The following is a 17,038-nucleotide window of genomic DNA, read 5'->3' as shown; positions in this document are numbered from 1 at the left end:
AAACATGAAAAACAGATTTTTATATAAAGGGATTGCCATTACATTTTTAACGGGTCTGAGTTTTAGCAATATTAGCTGTAGTGGGTCATACCTGGATGATGTGCAGAATTCAGGGTCTTTTAACACGGATTTATATTTTAAAAATGAGCAGCAGTCTTTCAGCGCATTGGTTTCTGTATATGATGTTCTAAGGAAATATTCCGGAGGCTTTGAAAATACGGTTACATTTTTTAATGCAGGTTCCGACGATTTTTATTCAGGAGGGGGAAACTCTAATGATGGGGCAGGAATACAGGGTTTTAATAATTATTCCCTGAACCCGAATACCATGCCTGCAAGTTACTGGAGAGATTATTATCAGGGGATTGCCCGTGCTAACCTTTTAATAGAAAGGGTACCGGGAGCTTCAATGAGTGAGGATCTGAAAAAAAGATTTATTGCTGAGGCTAAGGTTTTGCGATCACTGTACTATTTTGAGCTTCTAAGAATGTTCGGAAATATTCCGCTGGTGCTTAAAAGTGTAAAATTTGATGATGATTACTGGCATATCCCACAGGCAAAACCAAGCGAGGTTTATACACAAATAGAAAGTGATATCAACGCTGCCATTCCGGATTTAATGATGACGGCAAGCGGAAATGACAGAGGAAGAATTACGCAGGGAACTGCCAGAGCAATATTGGGGAAAATCTATCTTTATGATAAAAAGATGCCGGAAGCTGCAGCACAATTTGCAGAAGTGAATGGTACACCGGGAGGAACAAGCCAGTATGGATATAAACTTGTAGCCAATTATGCCGATCTGTTTAAGGTAGGCCCGGAAACGGCTGATCCTTATAAGTTTTCAACAGAATCTATTCTGGAAGTCATGCATACCAATAAAGGAAATTCCGATTGGGGATTCTGGGGACAGGGAAAAGATGAAGGAAATTCTATCAATGTTATGCTGGGACCACGTTCTTATAATTTAACAACGATACCCAATAATAATGCACCGGATTTATATGCAGGATGGGCATTTAACACCGTAACGGAAGATCTGTTTAATTTTATGCAGGGAGATCCGAGATTGGCAGTAACGATTTTCAATGCAAAGCAATTGGTGAATGAAGGGAAAATCACCTACAGCCCGGCGTTTGCAGATACCGGATATTTCTTGAATAAATATATGCCTACCAACGACCTGAAAAGTTCACTTCCCGGGCCACCAGAGTTGAATTTCAGACAGAATTATATTGCGATAAGGCTGGCAGATACCTATCTGATGGAAGCAGAAGCTTTAGGAGCTGCAGGAGGAAGAGCACAGGCTTTATTGGATGCGGTAAGAGCCAGAGTAGGTTTACCTTCCGTTCCTGTTTCTATGCAGGCAATTAAAGATGAAAGAAGGAGGGAGCTTGCCGGGGAAGGACACCGATGGTTTGACCTTGTACGATGGGGAGATGCACCTTCCAAACTTGCTTTTAAAGGATTCAAAGGAGGCAAAAATGAAATTTTACCTATTCCGTTTAATGAATTGCCCAATACTTCTTTGCATCAAAATCCCGGCTATTAACCCATGAAGTTTCACAACTTATATAGTTTCTTTATAGGTGCCACACTACTTGGTGGTGTGGTACTTTTTCCTTTGTCATGTACTGTCCGGGATAAAGGAAATGAAGTAGAGTACTGGCTTACGAAAGGTGATGGAAGTGTTAAATTGCAACTTCAGAATCAGTCAAGATTTATAAGTCATTCCGACGACTTTCAGTCTATTGAAATTGATGCTGCCCAAAAGTTTCAATATGTTGACGGATTCGGATATACATTGACCGGAGGGAGTGTAGAGGTAATCAACCGTTTATCGCCTTCCAAAAGAAAGGCCCTGCTTAATGAGCTTTTCGGGAGCGGTAAAAACTCCATTTCAATCAGCTATCTGCGATTAAGCATAGGAGCTTCCGACCTTGATAGAGAAGTTTTTTCTTATAATGATGTACCGGAAGGAGAGACAGATCCTTCACTTTCAAAATTCAGCCTGATTAAGGACAAAGCATTGATCAGCATGCTGAAAGAAATTTTACAGATTAATCCGGCTATTAAAATTATCGCAGCGCCCTGGTCGGCACCGGTATGGATGAAAGACAACGGGAAATCAAAAGGAGGAAGCTTACGACCTGAGTTTTACGGTGTATATGCTAATTATTTTGTGAAATATATCCAGGCAATGAAGAGAGAAGGAATCACCATTGATGCCATTACTCCGCAGAATGAACCTTTGCATCCGGGAAATAACCCGAGTTTATATATGCCATCCGAACAGCAGAAACACTTTATCAGGCAATATTTAGGTCCGGCTTTCCGATCTCATAAAATTAATACTAAAATTGTGATCTATGATCATAACTGCAATAAGCCGGAATATGTTCTTGATATTCTGAAAGATCCGGATGCTTATCAGTATATTGACGGTTCTGCTTTCCATCTTTATGAAGGAGAAATATCAGCTTTAAGTACTGTTCATGCGGCTTTTCCGGAAAAAAATCTTTATTTTACGGAACAATGGACAGGATCAAAAGGAACTTTTAATGAAGACCTGAACTGGCATACTAAAAATGTGATCATCGGGTCTATGAGAAATTGGAGTACAATAGCACTGGAATGGAACCTGGCTAATGATCAGGAATACAGACCGCATACAGAAGGCGGATGTACAGAATGTAAGGGAGCGATTACCGTTTCTGACAAAGAGAATTTTACCAGAAATGTTTCTTATTACATTATTGCTCATGCATCCAAATTTATTCCCGCGGGATCACAGCGTATTGCCTCTACTCAGACAGGAAATCTTTCGACAGCAGCTTTTAAGACTCCCGCCGGAAAAACAGTCCTGATTGTCCAGAATGATAGCAAATCGGATGAAAATTTTAACATCATCTATAATGGGAAAAATAAAACAGCTGTAATAATCCCCGGAAATTCAGCAGCAACCTATATTTTTTAATGAATACCAGAGATCGGGAATGAAATTTACACTTCAAAATATCACACAACTTTGTATAGTAATCCTGGCTTTATCTGCAATGAGCTGTATTTCAAGGCAAGCAGATTCCGGCAGAAGGCTGATCTGGAGTGATGAATTTAATGGAAAAGGGCTCCCGGATTCTTCAAAATGGAACTACGATGTGGGAGGAAATGGTTTCGGCAATAATGAAGCCCAGTTTTATACTCTGAACAGACCGGAAAATGCCCGGATGGAAAACGGCAATCTGGTGATTGAAGCAAGAAAAGAAAGGTGGAAAAACAATTCATATACCTCAGCTAGACTTTTAACGAAAGGAAAATTTTCTTTTCAATACGGAACTGTAGAAGTTCGGGCCAAGCTTCCCAAAGGCCGCGGAACATGGCCGGCAATCTGGATGATGAGTGAAAATATGAAGAAATGGCCGGATGATGGCGAGCTTGATATTATGGAACATGTAGGTTTCAATCAAGGATACATACACGCCTCGGTACATACTCAAAAATACAACCATATCCGGGGGACACAGAAAACAGATACCCTATTTGTAAAGGATGTTAGTGAAACGTTTCATGTATATAAAGCGGTGTGGACACCGGAAAAAATTGATGTTTATGTTGACGACATGAAGTTTTTCACCTACGAAAATAAAGAGAAAGTCTATGAAGCATGGCCTTTTGATCAACCCTGCTTTATTATACTCAATCTGGCAATAGGTGGCTTCTGGGGCGGAAAAGAAGGAATTGATGACGCTGTTTTCCCACAGAAATATTATATAGACTATGTAAGGGTCTATCAAAATAATTAATGAAAAAGAGGACCAGGGGTCCAAAAATAAAAAATCATGAGAAAACTAATTGTAAGCTGTTTTGTGGTAGGTGTTGTTTTCAATGCCAATGCTCAAAACTATTGGAAAAAAAATGAAGGAAAAACAGCTAAGGTAATTCTTACCCATTCAAAGGCTAATGAGAAAATGGTGGATAAGGGGACCGTGAAGTTCGAAAAATTTGGTCAGCCCAAAGAAACGGAAGCCTGTATTTTTGTAGCTCCTAATTTTAAATATCAGAAGCTGATAGGAATTGGTGGGGCAATCACCGATGCTGCTGCAGAAACCTTTTATAAAATGCCTGAGAATAAGCAGAAAGAAATTTTAAACGCTTATTATGGTAAAGACGGGCTGGGGTATACAGTAGTCCGAACCAATATGAACTCCTGCGACTTTTCAAGTGATTCATACACCTATGTGGCAGATCATGATACTTCTTTGAAATCTTTTACGGTAGCCCATGACGAAAAGTATAAGATTCCCATGATTCGTGAAGCACAGAAAGCGATAGGAAAAAATTTTATCTTTTATTTTTCACCATGGAGCCCGCCGGCATGGATGAAATCCAATAAAAGTTTATACAAAGGTGGAAGACTGGAAAATCAATATTACCAGACCTGGGCAGACTATTATATTAAATTCATAAGAGAATATGAAAAAAGAGGAATCAACGTTTGGGGCTTAACCGTTCAAAACGAACCTATGGCTACCCAAAGCTGGGAATCCTGTATTTACACAGCGGAAGAAGAAGGAGAGTTTCTGAAAAACAACCTGGGACCAACCCTTTGGAAAAACGGATATAAAGATAAAAAAGTGATGATCTGGGATCATAACAGGGATCTGATCTACCAAAGAGCCACCACCACCCTGGCTGATCCGGAAACTTCAAAATATGCCCACGGTATCGGATATCACTGGTACGAAACCTGGAATAACAAAACCCAGCTGTTTGACAACCTGGCAGAAACTCACAGGGCATTTCCGGATAAGTTTCTGGCCTTTACTGAGGGATGCAAGGAACAGTTTAATATGGACAAAATCTATGATGTAAGCCTGGGAGAGCTGTACGGGAAGAATATGCTGAATGATTTCAATAAAGGAAATGCTTTGTGGACAGACTGGAACGTTTTACTGGATGAAACAGGCGGCCCCAACCATAAAGGCAATTTTTGCTTTGCCCCTATTATTGCTGATACAAAAACAGGGGAGGTGTACTATACCTATGAGTATTATTATGTAGGGCATGTCTCAAAATTCATCAAACCCAATGCTCAAAGAATCGGCAGCTCTTCCAACAGAGCAGCCCTGACGTCAACAGCTTTTATGAATGAGAACGGACAGTTGGTGACGGTTATCATGAATGATTCCGATACTGATATTGATACCAATCTATGGATTGAAGGAATGGCTGCCCGGCTGACAGCTCCCGCGCATTCTATACAGACCGTAATTTTATAATTTCATATTAATTTTATTTTTAACAGAACCGGCGGCCTCGAAGAGGCCGCCGGTTTGTTTGGCCCCTGAAATAAGCTTTACTTAAACAGCTTATTTCATAACTATGTAAACCCTTATTTGCACTGGATGGATCTTTAAAGATTTAAACACAGATAAAGAAAAAAACCGCAATATGTTTAACATATTGCGGTTTCAATAGTCCTCCTAAGAGGTTCCAGTTTTATCTAAAATTAGTTTTCAGTATCATATTTGCTGATCACTTTCTGGGTAACTCCGGAGCTGCTGAAACCTCCATCATGGAAAAGGTTCTGCATAGTTACTTTCTTCGTAAGATCAGAGAACAGCGTAACACAATAATTAGCACAGTCAAGAGCTGTAGCATTTCCCAGCGGAGACATATCCTCAGCATATCCCAGGAATCCTCCAAAGCCTTTCACGCCGCTTCCTGCCGTAGTGGGAGTAGGTGATTGGGAAACTGTGTTGACACGTACTTTTCTCTCTCCCCAGTAATTACCGAACGTTCTTGCAATACTTTCCAGATAAGCTTTATTATCAGACATATCATTGTAGTCAGGGAAGGTTCTTTGAGCAGCAATGTAGGTAAGAGCAAGGATACTTCCCCATTCATTCATACAGTCTTTTTCCCAGGCTACACGCATTACTTTATGGAAAGATACGGCAGAAACATCCCATCCTTTTTCCAACCAGTCATAGTTCATTTCTGTATAGTGTTTTCCTTTTCTTACATTGACGGACATTCCGATAGAGTGAAGGATAAAATCTATTTTACCAAATTTTGCAACAGCGGCATCAAAAAGTTTTTCAAGGTCTTCTATAGAAGTAGCATCAGCGCCTATCACTTCAGAACCTGTCTTTTCAGCTAGAGAATTCAATTCTCCCATTCTCATTGCGATAGGAGCATTTGACAAGATAAACTCAGCACCTTCTTCATGACATCTTTCTGCGACTTTCCATGCGATAGATTGTTCATTAAGAGCCCCAAAAATAATTCCTTTTTTGCCTTTAAGTAAACCGTATGACATAATTTTTTAATGTTTATTGAAATACAAATGTAGCAATAATTTGTGGTTATGGCATAATAAAAAATGGAGCCTTATCAATTTAAGACTCCATTTTATTGAAAATATTTATTTGACTGAATTTTTAATTGGTTTTCTTGTTCCATTCCGCCTTCACATCTTCTGCAGCATCCTTAGTTTTTTCCCAGGCTTCATCCGCTTTATCCTTAATATCTTCCCAGGCATCTGTGACATTAGCTTTTACCCTGTCAAACCAATCTTCCTGGCTTGCTTCCTGGTCGTTTTTCCTCTTTTCATTAATATAATCCTTGGCTTTATCTGCCAGCTCATTTACTTTCCATTTTGCCTTATCTGCTGCATTCTGTAAAGAATTTTCTGCATTGTTCACTGCATTTTCTGCCTTGTTATAATCCGAATTGTTCATAATACTTATAAATTTGGTTAATGTACCAGTAAACTTACAATAACCATTCCTAAATAATAATTGTACCTGTTAAACTTTTCATAATCTTTTGTTGTATTTTACTGAATGGATATTTAACTTTAATTATTAAAAATTAATAGCATGGAAAAAATACGTTGCGGATGGTGTGAAAAAGATGATCTTTACAGGAAATACCATGATGAAGAATGGGGAAGGCCCGTTTATGATGATGAAACTATTTTTGAATTCCTTATTCTTGAAAGTTTCCAGGCAGGCTTAAGCTGGTATACTATTCTGGCAAAAAGAGAAAATTTTAGAAAAGCTTTTGATCAGTTTGATTATAAAAAGATTGCAGCATATTCTCAAAGCAAGATAGAAGAACTTATGAATAATCCCGGAATCATCAGAAACAGACTCAAAATATCAGCCACTATTACCAATGCACAGAAATTTATAGAAATTCAGAATGAATTTGGAAGCTTTTCTCAATATATCTGGGGATTTGTTAACGGCACACCTATAGATAACAGGCCGAAAGCATTATCTGATGTTCCCGCCACAACAGGGATTTCAGATATTATTTCAAAAGATTTAAAAAAGAGAGGCTTTAAATTCATGGGATCTACAGTAGTGTATGCCCATATGCAGGCAACAGGAATGGTAAACGATCACCTTGAATCATGTTTTATTAGAAATTGATCAATTAATTTTCTTTATTTTTTGCTGTGTTTTTTTATTTAATAATACAAATGGTGGTGAATTTAATTCCATGTCATTTCTTAATTAATGTTTTGATATAAGTTGTTGATATGCAATTGATTTTCATTAAACAGTGATTAAATACAGTATTACTCACATTAGTCTGATATATTTACTGTATTTTCAATTATTTTATTGAATTGATATAAATATTGTATATTTGCATCTTCAAAAACATAGATGATGCAAATCAATTATAAACAACAATTTAGTTTTCTCTTTTTTGTCTTTACTATTTTTATGTATGGACAGGTGGGGATTGGAATTTCCGAACCGGATAAGTCTGCCATGTTGCAGATCAGTTCAAAAAATAAAGGAGTGCTTTTACCTGGTGTTGATTTAGACTCGGTTACAGATCAGATGACTGTTCCTTATCCGGCGGAAGGACTTATGGTATGGAATAATGGAAATGGAGGGCTTTCTGAAACAGGATTTTATTATTGGTCTGCCTCCAAATGGAACAGGCTCTCCACTATTACCATTGATATGATTAACAAACTGGATAATGGGGCAGGTTGGAATGTTACCGGAACAAATATGGGAAATTATGGTGGAGCAAACACCCATTTATCATTGGGAACAAAAACACGCGATGATTTGATTTTTAAAGTAAACTCTTCCGTTGCAGGAAGGTTGGGTGTTGATAATTCTGTAAGTCTGGGACATGGTGCCAATGCCGGTCAGGATGGTATTGCGATTGGAAGTTCCAGTTCAGCATTTCAGGGAATATCAATCGGGAAGGCAGCATCCGTTTCTGCGAATGATGCTTTGGCAATAGGTAATAAATCTAATGCAGGAGCATTTCAATCAACCGCCATCGGATATAATGCCCAAACCAGTAAAAATGAATCCACCGCTATAGGAAACAATTCATCAGCAGACGGATTTCAGTCAATAGCATTGGGTTATCATGCAAAAACCAATGCTAATAATGAAACAGCTATAGGATATAATACGATCACAAATAGTCAGAATTCTACAGCTATAGGTTCCGGGGCAAATGCTCTCGGACAATACTCAACAGCAGTAGGATACGGAGCATCCACTTCACAGGCCAATGCCATTGTTCTGGGAAATAATAATGCAAATGTAGGAATTGGTACAGGTGCTCCGGATACCTCTGCAAAACTGGACGTGAACGGACAGTATAAATTGGGCGAAAAAGGTAATGTGCAGAAAAACCAGATCAGTTTTGAAGCTTGGCCGGGAGTATCCATTAATAATCTGCCTCCCGGAAAATCCATCACCCTGGAAATCGGGATTCCGCCAGTACTACAGCCAGGTTCTACAAGAGCAGCCGTAGTAGTTTCCCCGGCAGGGGACTTTGCAGGAAATTCTTCATTCTCAATTTCAAATCCGAGAATGACTTCTACTTCCAGCATTATGGTGAATCTCACCAACATTTCAGGAAGTGCAAACAGCCTGTATTCTGGTCATTTTTATGTAATGATCCATGAGTTCTAAATAGAATAATAAGTTTATTATAGTTGATATGGTGTTAGGGTTCTCATTATTGGGAGCCCTTTTTAAGGATCAGTCTCAAAAATTGGGACATAATAAATTGGGTCTGAATATAAAAAATTCTGTCCATTATTGATTAGCATCAAAATTATTGAGCTCGTTTTTCACGCAAAGTTTAAAAAAAATAATGTTCCATTTCAAGTAGGCAAAGAAGGCAGCATAGCTGCTGACTAAGCGCATGCAAAGTGTTCGCTTCATCAGAATCGATTAAAGATCAATTCATTTCTTAGCTTACTTAAAATAAAGAGTAATCAAAAAGGAATCTTTGCGTGAATTTTAAAAATTAAATAGATCTAAATATTATTATAAGATCACAACTTTTGCGCTTGATCCCTTTTAATAATTCTTTTAATAATATTTCAAACAAATATATTGTGCACAAAATAAAATAAGTACTTTTGTATCTCAAATTCTTTCATGATGCTTCTTTCAAATCATTTATGCTTTAAAGCCTATGCTGTTTCGCGGTTAATTACCGGTTTATATAAACCCTACCTGGAAAAACTATCCATAACCTATCCTCAATACCTGGTAATGCTTGTGCTTTGGGAAAATGGTAAAATAAGCATCGGGAGAATAGGAGAGTATCTTCATCTGGACAATGGAACACTTACCCCGCTGTTGAAGCGTATGGAAAAAAACGGACTTTTGAACAGAATCAGAAGTACTGATGATGAAAGGGTAGTATTGATCAGCCTGACGGAAAAAGGAGCTGCTCTCCAACATAAAGCCAGGTCTATTCCCGAAGCGGTTCAGGCTTGTATAGATCTTGACGAAGACCGGAAAAAACAGTTAATGGCCATCTTGGATGACTTATTACTAACAAACTCCGATTCTAAAATATGAAAAAAATAGGAATTATAGGCTATGGATGGCTGGGAGCCAGAATAGCCAATGCTTTATCCGGAAAATACACAATATATGCTACCACTACGTCGCAAGAAAAGGCTGCTGAGCTGAATGCTAAAGGAATAAATACTACCTGTGCGGGATTTCCTGATTATCAACTGACTGAAACATACCCGCAATGGAACGAAATAAAAAAACTGGATATCCTGATTATTACAATTCCTGTTTCAGAAAAAAGCTGTTGTGTAAGCTCTTTATACAACAGGATACAGCATTTATCATCATTTATAGGTGATTTTAAAGGACAAATGTTTCTGATGAGTTCTACCGGTGTATATCCGGATATCTCGAAAGAGTTTACGGAAGAAGATGTTCCTCTGGAAAAGGTTTCAGGAGAAAGAATGATTAAAAACAGATATCCGCAGGCCAATATTTTAAGATTAGGTGGCTTAATGGGAGACAACAGGCTTCTTAAGAATTATAATGTTTCTAATCCTGATTTTGCTGTGAATCATATTCATTACGCAGATATTGCAGGTATTCTTTTCAAGATGATCGAAGATGGAACAGAAAACTGCCTTTATAATGTGACAGCTCCAATGCATCCGGCAAAATTCCAGGTGCTTAATGCCCAAAACAATAGAGCAACGGAGGTAGAAGAGGAAACAGGAATAAAGGGAAAAATTGTCCTGTCTTCAAAACTGGTTTCCGAGCTGGAGTACATTTTTCAATATCCTGATCCACGGAAGTTTCATGAGGTTTCTCTGGAATGGCAGAGAGATTGTTAAAACCGCATCATTATAAAATCCGGAAAAACCAAAAATTCAAAACGGCTTAACGTATCCAAAAAACCAAAATCCATTGGTTTTAGTAGAAGGTATAAAAAAGCCTTTGGATTTTTCCAAAGGTTTGTTACTAAAAAATCAGAAATGGCATACACCGCTTATTTTTATAATCTGAAATATTCCCTTTCCGCAACACTGTAGGTATGGAATTTATCCATTCCAATCCAGTTGAAATTAAGTCCGAGTCTCCTGCGGTATTCGTCAATATTGGTGTAGTTTTTTTTAGAAAAACTTTCCTCATCAAATACAATGGAATCCTTCATGATTTTATCATCAAATACCCCAAGAAAATAAGCATCTATAGGCATACCCGCAAAATCGGAACTATGTTCAATAATAAAATTGTTAATCTGATAATCTTAAACAAGTTTTATGATATCCAAAATAGTATGTTTCTCATCTGAACCCCATAAGACCAAATCATCAGGCTGATATTGTTTGAAATCATCAAAAAGGTTCTGAACATTATCATATTTCTGAGCTTCTTCAATAAACCAGGAAATAGAAGGTCCTATAATATCAAAAGGAACAAACAAGACATCCCTGATCTTAAAATGAACAATCTTTTTATCTAACTCAAGAGATTGATTGGTAATAAAACAAGTGATGTCTTGTCCCATAAAAACTTATTTAATAATTCTGTCAAGAACCCAGGTAATAAGATTCTTTTCAGAAGCATGGTGATCTGCAGAAAACTCTCCGCGTCTTCTGTTGGCAATGACGTTATTCACAGTGATGGCTTTATGACCTAATAATTTTGAAAGGGCATAGATCGCAGAAGTTTCCATTTCAAAGTTGGTGATCCCAAGATCATTTAATGTTTCAAGGAATTGATCATCTACTGCTTTCAAACGCAGCTGCCTTCCCTGTGGAGCATAGAATCCCGGGAATGTTGCTGTATTTCCGTGGTATTTTGCATCTTTGTAATATTCACCCATTTCTTCTGCCCAGTCTGAGAAATAAAGCATCGGTTTGATTCGTTCGTAAGGGAATCTTTCCATAAAGCTTTTAGAAAATTCGTTTTCGAAGTTGTAGTCCTGGTAGAAGTACATCAGTCCGTCCAGACCTACTACGTTCTGTGTTACCAGCATATTATCTACCTGAACATCCGGATTTACACTTCCGCAGGTTCCCATACGGAAAAGCTCAAGGGCCTTGTGTTCTGTCTTGAACTCTTTATTTTTAAGATCGATATTTACCAAAGCATCGAGCTCATTCATTACGATATCAATGTTTTCGGTTCCGATCCCAGTTGACATTACCGTAATTCTTTCGCCACGAAGAGTTCCTGTATGGGTATAAAATTCCCTTTTGTTTTTCTTGATTTCTACGGTATCGAAATATTTTGAAACCTTTGCCACCCGGTCAGGGTCGCCCACAAGGATGATTTTGTCAGCAATATCTTCAGGTAAAAGATTCAGGTGATATACACTTCCGTCTTCATTCAGAACAAGTTCTGAGGCAGCAAGTTTATTCAGCATAATTTATATTTTTTTTGTTAATTAATGAAATAGTTTCTTTATACAATCATTTCCTTTTCTGCATGTCAATAGCAAACAGTAATTTTGTTTTATAGGACTATTTTAGTTTTTGATATTGAATTGCATTTAAAAAGTCTCTCCCCAATAGCCTCTCCCCATTATTTTTCCGGTATTTTAGAATTACCGGTTTTACGAATAATGAATTTGATTCCGGGGTTTAAAATTAGTAAAAAATATGTTACCTTAATAACTATTCAGCTTTTCTATTGAGTACTATAGAAAATGATATTAGTAAATAATATGCTTGTTGAAGAATTGGAGATAGATAGGGAACGGACAGCTTGAAAGAATTTTCCGGGGAATATTGAAAAAAGATCTTTTTAGATCTGTATTTTATACTGTATGTGGTCTTCAAAAGATAACCAACCGGATCTCCGTAACCTTGGAAAATCAATTTTCTATGCCTGTAATTCAGTGGCAACAGAAAACAATCTTTGAAGTGTATCGTTCCCAATAAAATGCTTTTGCAGATCTATCCGCCGACACGCTTGGTTTTATATCCCATCTCCTTAAGGATATTCATGATTTTATCACGGTTATCCCCCTGAATGATAATTGTTCCGTCCTTTTCAGAGCCCCCTATTCCTAAGGTGCTTTTTATTTTTTTTGATATCTTTTTCAGCTCTTCTTCACTGCCTTCCCAGCCTTCAACAATGGTGACAGGTTTTCCGTTTCTGCCTTTTTTTTCAAACTTGCATACCAAAGGCTCTTTTTGCTTGAACTCTTCTTCAGGCATTTCAAAATCCTGCTCTTCATGATCAGGAAAAAGATTCTTTAATTGGTCTCGTAAATCCATACCGCAAAATTAAAAAGATTTATGAATTAATGATATAAAAATTTGCAGATTGAATTTTCAAAAACCAACCTGTATAAATAAAATTTAAATAACATGATGCCGGTCAGCTTAATTAACACCAGGAACTTTTCATATTTTTGACTAACGAAACATTAAAAACTATTTATGAAAACCAGCCATGTTATTGCAATCCTGATGATGACTTTCGGATTAGCTAAAGCCCAGACCGGTTTTTCCGGCGATCCGCTCAACGCGGTTTTTGAAACAAAAGATACAGACCGGTTCTGGAAAGCATTTGATAAAATGGAAACTTCCCAGCAAAATCCTTTTGCAGATTATATTAAAGAAGGCTCACCCGGGGTAAAAGGTTTTATGGAGTTCAGGATCATCAATGCCGACTCACTATATTCAAAAGTAAAAAAGAGAAAAGAAGATTATCTTAAAAGCAGGAATGTACTGGCAGGAATACATCAAAAAGAAAAAAGGACCCGAGCCATTTACAGTGCACTGAAATATTGGTATCCTGAAGCTAAATTCCCACCGGTCTATTTTGTTTATGGAAGATTTAATTCCGGGGGGACCTCTTCTGCGGACGGGATTATAATTGGTACAGAAATGCTCAAAAACCTGGACGGAGTCACAGGACTTATCGCCCACGAGCTGATCCATTTTGAGCAAAACAACAAAGGAAAGAATACTTTGTTAAAACAATCTTTGGAAGAAGGAAGTGCAGACTTTATTGGTGAGCTCATCTCAGGAGAACATATTAATCCTGTTCCTTTTCAATATGGAGAGGCACATTCCGGGAAGCTTTATGCTGAATTTGTAACAAGACTGAAAGATGAATCTTACAAAGACTGGTTGTATGAGACAAGCAAAAAAGATGACCGCCCCAACGACCTGGGATATTGGATAGGCTATAAAATTACAGAAGCATACTTTAATAAACAGGCTGATAAACATAAAGCAATTCATAATATATTAAATATTCAGGATCCTTTTTTGTTTTTAAAAGAAAGTGGATTTTTAGATGGTTATATTAAAGAATATGTAAAGAAAAATAAGATGAAATTTGATGATTTCTTTAAGGAGTAAATTATTGTGACCTGTAAATCCCGAGATCAATGGATGAATAGAATAAGTCTGCAGATTAATACTGCAGATTTTTTTATTTGTCATATAAGAAATCAGGGAAAAATAAATTTCAGAACATGAGATTCTTCAATTCATCGGAAATTAGGTAAATTTGTATAACAAAAGTTTTACAAAATGTCAAAAAAAGCAATACTGGCAATCCTTGACGGATGGGGATTAGGAACAAATCCGGATGTTTCCGCAATAGATAAGGCAAATACACCATTCATAGACAGCTGTTACGTAAAATTTCCGCATACAACGCTTGAAGCAAGTGGCCTGGCTGTGGGCCTTCCTGCAGGGCAAATGGGAAATTCCGAAGTAGGACATATGAACCTGGGAGCCGGAAGAGTGGTTTACCAGAATCTGGTAAAGCTTAATATGGCTGTGGAGAACGGAACCTTAGGACAGGAAAAAGTTATTCAGGATGCATTTGAATATGCTAAAAAAGAAAATAAAAAAGTACATTTCATAGGACTGGTTTCCAATGGAGGAGTACATTCACATATCAATCATTTAAAAGGATTACTGACTGCTGCCAAAGAATCCGGTTTGAACGAAAATGTTTTTGTTCATGCCTTTACAGATGGCAGGGACTGCGATCCGCATTCCGGGCTTGGATTCATTGAAGAGCTGCAGAAACATATGGAAGCTACTACAGGAAAACTGGCAACAGTAACAGGAAGGTATTATGCGATGGACAGGGATAAAAGATGGGAGCGTGTAAAGCTGGCTTATGATGCTCTTGTTGAAGGTGTAGGAGAACAAACCACTGACGCTTTAGCCGCTATTCAGGCTTCCTATGATAATAATGTAACTGATGAATTCCTGAAGCCTATCATTTTAGTAAATACTACTGCTATGGGAAATATAGTACCGGTAGCCAAAATTATTGATAATGATGTGGTGATCTGTTTTAATTTCCGTACAGACAGAGGAAGGGAGATTACAGAAGTCCTTTCCCAGAAGGATTTCCCGGAATATTCTATGAGAAAGCTGAACCTTTATTATATTACATTAACCAATTACGATAAGACATTCCAGAATGTACAGGTGGTTTTTGATGAAAATGTGCTGACGGAAACAATGGGTGAAGTTCTTGAAAAAAATGGTAAAACCCAGATCAGAATTGCTGAAACGGAAAAATATCCTCACGTTACCTTTTTCTTTTCAGGTGGAAGGGAAGAAGAATTTAACGGAGAAAAAAGACTATTATGCCCGAGCCCTAAAGATGTTCCTACCTATGATCTAAAACCGGAGATGTCAGCCTATGATATTACCAATGCTATTGTTCCGGAACTGGAAAACGGCACCGCAGATTTTGTATGCCTGAATTTTGCCAATACAGATATGGTAGGACATACAGGCGTTTTTGAAGCTGCCGTAAAAGCTGCTGAAACAGTAGACCAATGTATTGAGAAAGTAGCAACTGCTGCATATGAAAACGGATATGCAGTTTTTATCCTTGCCGATCACGGTAACTCAGATGTAATGATTAATGAGGATGGAACTCCTAATACCCAGCATTCTACAAACCTGGTTCCTTTTATTGTAATGGATAAAGACCATACATGGAATCTGAAGCCGGGAAAACTGGGTGATGTAGCCCCTACCATCCTTAAAGTAATGGGAGTAGAAATACCGGATGCAATGACAGGAGACATTTTAGTTAGCTAAAACTTAATAATAATCTTAAAAAAATGCCGTTATTATAATAGATTGGCATTTTTTATGATTTATGTCAGATAAGATATGAGTTGCATACTTTATTATGCGTTAAATAATAAATAAATCATATCTTTGCTAATTAAAAACTGAATAGTAAAATGTATCAAAAGCTTGTTAGGAAAGAAGTAATGGGAATATTGGAAAAGGAAGTAGGTTCTTTTCTTGAGAAATTTTTAACGCCAATTGAAAAAATATGGCAGCCTTCAGACATGCTTCCGGATCCTTCAAGCGATGAGTTTAAACATGACCTGGAAGAAATTCAGACCTTTGCCCGTGAAATGCCTTATGATTTGTTTGTAACGCTGATCGGAGACTGTATTACTGAGGAGGCACTTCCTTCATACGAGTCCTGGCTGATGGGAGTGGATGGTATCAACCAGGAAGAAAAAGTAGGCTGGGCCAATTGGGTAAGAGCCTGGACAGCGGAAGAAAACAGACATGGAGATCTGCTGAACAAATATCTGTATCTGTGTGGAAGGGTTAATATGAGAGAAGTTGAAATAACCACCCAGTATCTGATCAATGACGGCTTCGATCTGGGAACCAGCATGGACCCATACAGAAACTTTATTTATACCAGTTTCCAGGAAACCGCAACCAACATCTCTCACCGTAGAGTAGGAACCTTAGCTAAGCAATCCGGAAACGGAAAGCTGGCTAAAATGTGTGGCGTTATTGCAGCAGATGAAGCAAGACATGCTAAAGCTTATAAACATTTTGTAGCTAAAATCCTTGAAATAGATCCTTCAGAAATGATCCTTGCCTTTGAAGACATGATGCGTAAGAAAATCGTTATGCCGGCTCACCTGATGAGACAGTCCGGACAAAAGGCAGGAGAACTTTGGGGACATTTCTCAGATGCAGCACAGAGATGTATGGTGTATACAGGTCAGGATTATATCAATATTATGAAAGACTTGTTGGATGAATGGAAGATTGAACATATAAAAGGATTAACAGAAAAAGCAGAGAAAGCCCAGGAATATCTGATGAAGCTTCCCGCAAGGCTACAGAAGATTACGGACAGGGTTTCTACTCCTGATCTTCAGTTCCAGTTTAACTGGGTAAAAAGCTAGAACCCATATTATTATTTTAAATTATAAAAGTATTGAGTGCCTTTCT

17 protein-coding genes are annotated in these 17,038 nt (G+C 37.7%); 11 read left to right on the top strand and 6 right to left on the bottom strand.

The features are described from left to right. The first annotated feature begins 4 nt into the window (after positions 1-4). From HX13_RS11220 to HX13_RS11205, 4 genes are read left to right on the top strand one after another with little or no spacing between them, the layout of a single operon-like run. The gene (locus tag HX13_RS11220; RefSeq protein ID WP_050021141.1) at positions 5-1,552 is read left to right on the top strand and encodes a RagB/SusD family nutrient uptake outer membrane protein; all 1,548 of its coding nucleotides are present in this window, start codon (positions 5-7) and stop codon (positions 1,550-1,552) included. Positions 1,553-1,555: 3 nt separating this feature from the next. Further along, positions 1,556-2,977, top strand: coding sequence for a glycoside hydrolase family 30 protein (locus HX13_RS11215; protein WP_050021140.1), 1,422 nt, complete (start codon positions 1,556-1,558; stop codon positions 2,975-2,977). Between the two features lie 19 nt (positions 2,978-2,996). Then, positions 2,997-3,803, top strand: coding sequence for a family 16 glycosylhydrolase (locus HX13_RS11210; protein ID WP_050021139.1), 807 nt, complete (start codon positions 2,997-2,999; stop codon positions 3,801-3,803). A gap of 36 nt (positions 3,804-3,839) precedes the next feature. Further along, on the top strand, positions 3,840-5,279 hold the full coding sequence (locus tag HX13_RS11205; RefSeq protein WP_050021138.1) for a glycoside hydrolase family 30 protein: 1,440 nt from the start codon (positions 3,840-3,842) through the stop codon (positions 5,277-5,279). Positions 5,280-5,509: 230 nt separating this feature from the next. Here the strand turns inward: HX13_RS11205 and HX13_RS11200 are convergent, their stop codons facing one another. Together HX13_RS11200 and HX13_RS11195 are read right to left on the bottom strand one after the other, a co-directional pair. Continuing rightward, complete coding sequence (locus tag HX13_RS11200; protein ID WP_050021137.1) at positions 5,510-6,322, bottom strand: enoyl-ACP reductase; 813 nt, start codon at positions 6,320-6,322, stop codon at positions 5,510-5,512. 121 nt (positions 6,323-6,443) lie between these two features. After that, positions 6,444-6,743 carry a hypothetical protein gene (locus HX13_RS11195; protein ID WP_082129219.1) on the bottom strand — a complete coding sequence of 100 codons (300 nt, stop codon included), beginning with the start codon at positions 6,741-6,743 and terminating at the stop codon, positions 6,444-6,446. Between the two features lie 141 nt (positions 6,744-6,884). Here HX13_RS11195 and HX13_RS11190 point away from each other — a divergent pair, with 141 nt between their 5' ends. The 4 genes from HX13_RS11190 to HX13_RS11175 all read left to right on the top strand — a co-directional run bounded on the left by HX13_RS11190 (position 6,885) and on the right by HX13_RS11175 (position 10,660). Beyond that, entirely contained in the window at positions 6,885-7,442 is a 558-nt protein-coding gene (locus HX13_RS11190) for a DNA-3-methyladenine glycosylase I (protein WP_050021136.1), read from the top strand. Positions 7,443-7,682: 240 nt separating this feature from the next. Further along, positions 7,683-8,966 carry a hypothetical protein gene (locus HX13_RS11185; protein WP_128572365.1) on the top strand — a complete coding sequence of 428 codons (1,284 nt, stop codon included), beginning with the start codon at positions 7,683-7,685 and terminating at the stop codon, positions 8,964-8,966. A gap of 474 nt (positions 8,967-9,440) precedes the next feature. Further along, a complete protein-coding gene (locus HX13_RS11180) occupies positions 9,441-9,869 on the top strand; it encodes a MarR family winged helix-turn-helix transcriptional regulator (RefSeq protein WP_050021134.1) in 429 nt (142 codons plus the stop codon). After that, complete coding sequence (locus tag HX13_RS11175; protein ID WP_050021133.1) at positions 9,866-10,660, top strand: hypothetical protein; 795 nt, start codon at positions 9,866-9,868, stop codon at positions 10,658-10,660. The genes HX13_RS11180 and HX13_RS11175 overlap by 4 nt, the downstream gene beginning before the upstream one ends. A gap of 161 nt (positions 10,661-10,821) precedes the next feature. Here HX13_RS11175 and HX13_RS11170 read toward each other — a convergent pair whose 3' ends face one another. The 4 genes from HX13_RS11170 to HX13_RS11155 all read right to left on the bottom strand — a co-directional run bounded on the left by HX13_RS11170 (position 10,822) and on the right by HX13_RS11155 (position 13,054). Next, the gene (locus HX13_RS11170) at positions 10,822-11,025 is read right to left on the bottom strand and encodes a hypothetical protein (RefSeq protein WP_050021132.1); all 204 of its coding nucleotides are present in this window, start codon (positions 11,023-11,025) and stop codon (positions 10,822-10,824) included. A gap of 51 nt (positions 11,026-11,076) precedes the next feature. After that, a complete protein-coding gene (locus tag HX13_RS11165) occupies positions 11,077-11,337 on the bottom strand; it encodes a hypothetical protein (protein WP_050021131.1) in 261 nt (86 codons plus the stop codon). Positions 11,338-11,343: 6 nt separating this feature from the next. Next, complete coding sequence (locus HX13_RS11160; RefSeq protein WP_050021130.1) at positions 11,344-12,198, bottom strand: nucleoside phosphorylase; 855 nt, start codon at positions 12,196-12,198, stop codon at positions 11,344-11,346. Between the two features lie 532 nt (positions 12,199-12,730). Beyond that, a complete protein-coding gene (locus HX13_RS11155) occupies positions 12,731-13,054 on the bottom strand; it encodes a translation initiation factor (RefSeq protein WP_050021129.1) in 324 nt (107 codons plus the stop codon). A gap of 165 nt (positions 13,055-13,219) precedes the next feature. Between HX13_RS11155 and HX13_RS11150 the strand changes: the two genes are divergently transcribed. From HX13_RS11150 to HX13_RS11140, 3 genes are all read left to right on the top strand, one after another. Then, positions 13,220-14,149 (top strand): DUF2268 domain-containing putative Zn-dependent protease, encoded by a 930-nt coding sequence (locus HX13_RS11150; RefSeq protein ID WP_050021128.1) that lies wholly within the window; start codon positions 13,220-13,222, stop codon positions 14,147-14,149. Between the two features lie 174 nt (positions 14,150-14,323). After that, positions 14,324-15,865, top strand: a complete 1,542-nt coding sequence (gene gpmI, locus HX13_RS11145; RefSeq protein ID WP_050021127.1) for a 2,3-bisphosphoglycerate-independent phosphoglycerate mutase — start codon at positions 14,324-14,326, stop codon at positions 15,863-15,865. A 149-nt stretch (positions 15,866-16,014) separates the two neighbouring features. Next, positions 16,015-16,992: an acyl-ACP desaturase gene (locus HX13_RS11140; RefSeq protein WP_050021126.1), complete on the top strand. Its 978-nt coding sequence runs from the start codon at positions 16,015-16,017 to the stop codon at positions 16,990-16,992. Positions 16,993-17,038 lie beyond the last annotated feature (46 nt).

Origin of the sequence: Chryseobacterium sp. P1-3 (genome assembly GCF_000738495.1) — a bacterium.
GTDB lineage: Bacteria > Bacteroidota > Bacteroidia > Flavobacteriales > Weeksellaceae > Chryseobacterium > Chryseobacterium gallinarum.
This window is presented reverse-complemented; position numbering and strand designations above follow the sequence as displayed.

Excerpts from the sequence above, each read along its gene's own strand:
- HX13_RS11200 (WP_050021137.1), bottom strand. The coding sequence starts at position 6,322 with ATGTCATACGGTTTACTTAAAGGCAAAAAAGGAATTATTTTTGGGGCT.
- HX13_RS11185 (WP_128572365.1), top strand. The coding sequence starts at position 7,683 with ATGATGCAAATCAATTATAAACAACAATTTAGTTTTCTCTTTTTTGTC.
- HX13_RS11150 (WP_050021128.1), top strand. The coding sequence starts at position 13,220 with ATGAAAACCAGCCATGTTATTGCAATCCTGATGATGACTTTCGGATTA.
- HX13_RS11220 (WP_050021141.1), top strand. The coding sequence starts at position 5 with ATGAAAAACAGATTTTTATATAAAGGGATTGCCATTACATTTTTAACG.
- HX13_RS11195 (WP_082129219.1), bottom strand. The coding sequence starts at position 6,743 with ATGAACAATTCGGATTATAACAAGGCAGAAAATGCAGTGAACAATGCA.
- gpmI (WP_050021127.1), top strand. The coding sequence starts at position 14,324 with ATGTCAAAAAAAGCAATACTGGCAATCCTTGACGGATGGGGATTAGGA.
- HX13_RS11210 (WP_050021139.1), top strand. The coding sequence starts at position 2,997 with ATGAAATTTACACTTCAAAATATCACACAACTTTGTATAGTAATCCTG.
- HX13_RS11165 (WP_050021131.1), bottom strand. The coding sequence starts at position 11,337 with ATGGGACAAGACATCACTTGTTTTATTACCAATCAATCTCTTGAGTTA.
- HX13_RS11170 (WP_050021132.1), bottom strand. The coding sequence starts at position 11,025 with ATGCCTATAGATGCTTATTTTCTTGGGGTATTTGATGATAAAATCATG.
- HX13_RS11140 (WP_050021126.1), top strand. The coding sequence starts at position 16,015 with ATGTATCAAAAGCTTGTTAGGAAAGAAGTAATGGGAATATTGGAAAAG.
- HX13_RS11215 (WP_050021140.1), top strand. The coding sequence starts at position 1,556 with ATGAAGTTTCACAACTTATATAGTTTCTTTATAGGTGCCACACTACTT.
- HX13_RS11155 (WP_050021129.1), bottom strand. The coding sequence starts at position 13,054 with ATGGATTTACGAGACCAATTAAAGAATCTTTTTCCTGATCATGAAGAG.
- HX13_RS11180 (WP_050021134.1), top strand. The coding sequence starts at position 9,441 with ATGATGCTTCTTTCAAATCATTTATGCTTTAAAGCCTATGCTGTTTCG.
- HX13_RS11175 (WP_050021133.1), top strand. The coding sequence starts at position 9,866 with ATGAAAAAAATAGGAATTATAGGCTATGGATGGCTGGGAGCCAGAATA.
- HX13_RS11190 (WP_050021136.1), top strand. The coding sequence starts at position 6,885 with ATGGAAAAAATACGTTGCGGATGGTGTGAAAAAGATGATCTTTACAGG.
- HX13_RS11160 (WP_050021130.1), bottom strand. The coding sequence starts at position 12,198 with ATGCTGAATAAACTTGCTGCCTCAGAACTTGTTCTGAATGAAGACGGA.
- HX13_RS11205 (WP_050021138.1), top strand. The coding sequence starts at position 3,840 with ATGAGAAAACTAATTGTAAGCTGTTTTGTGGTAGGTGTTGTTTTCAAT.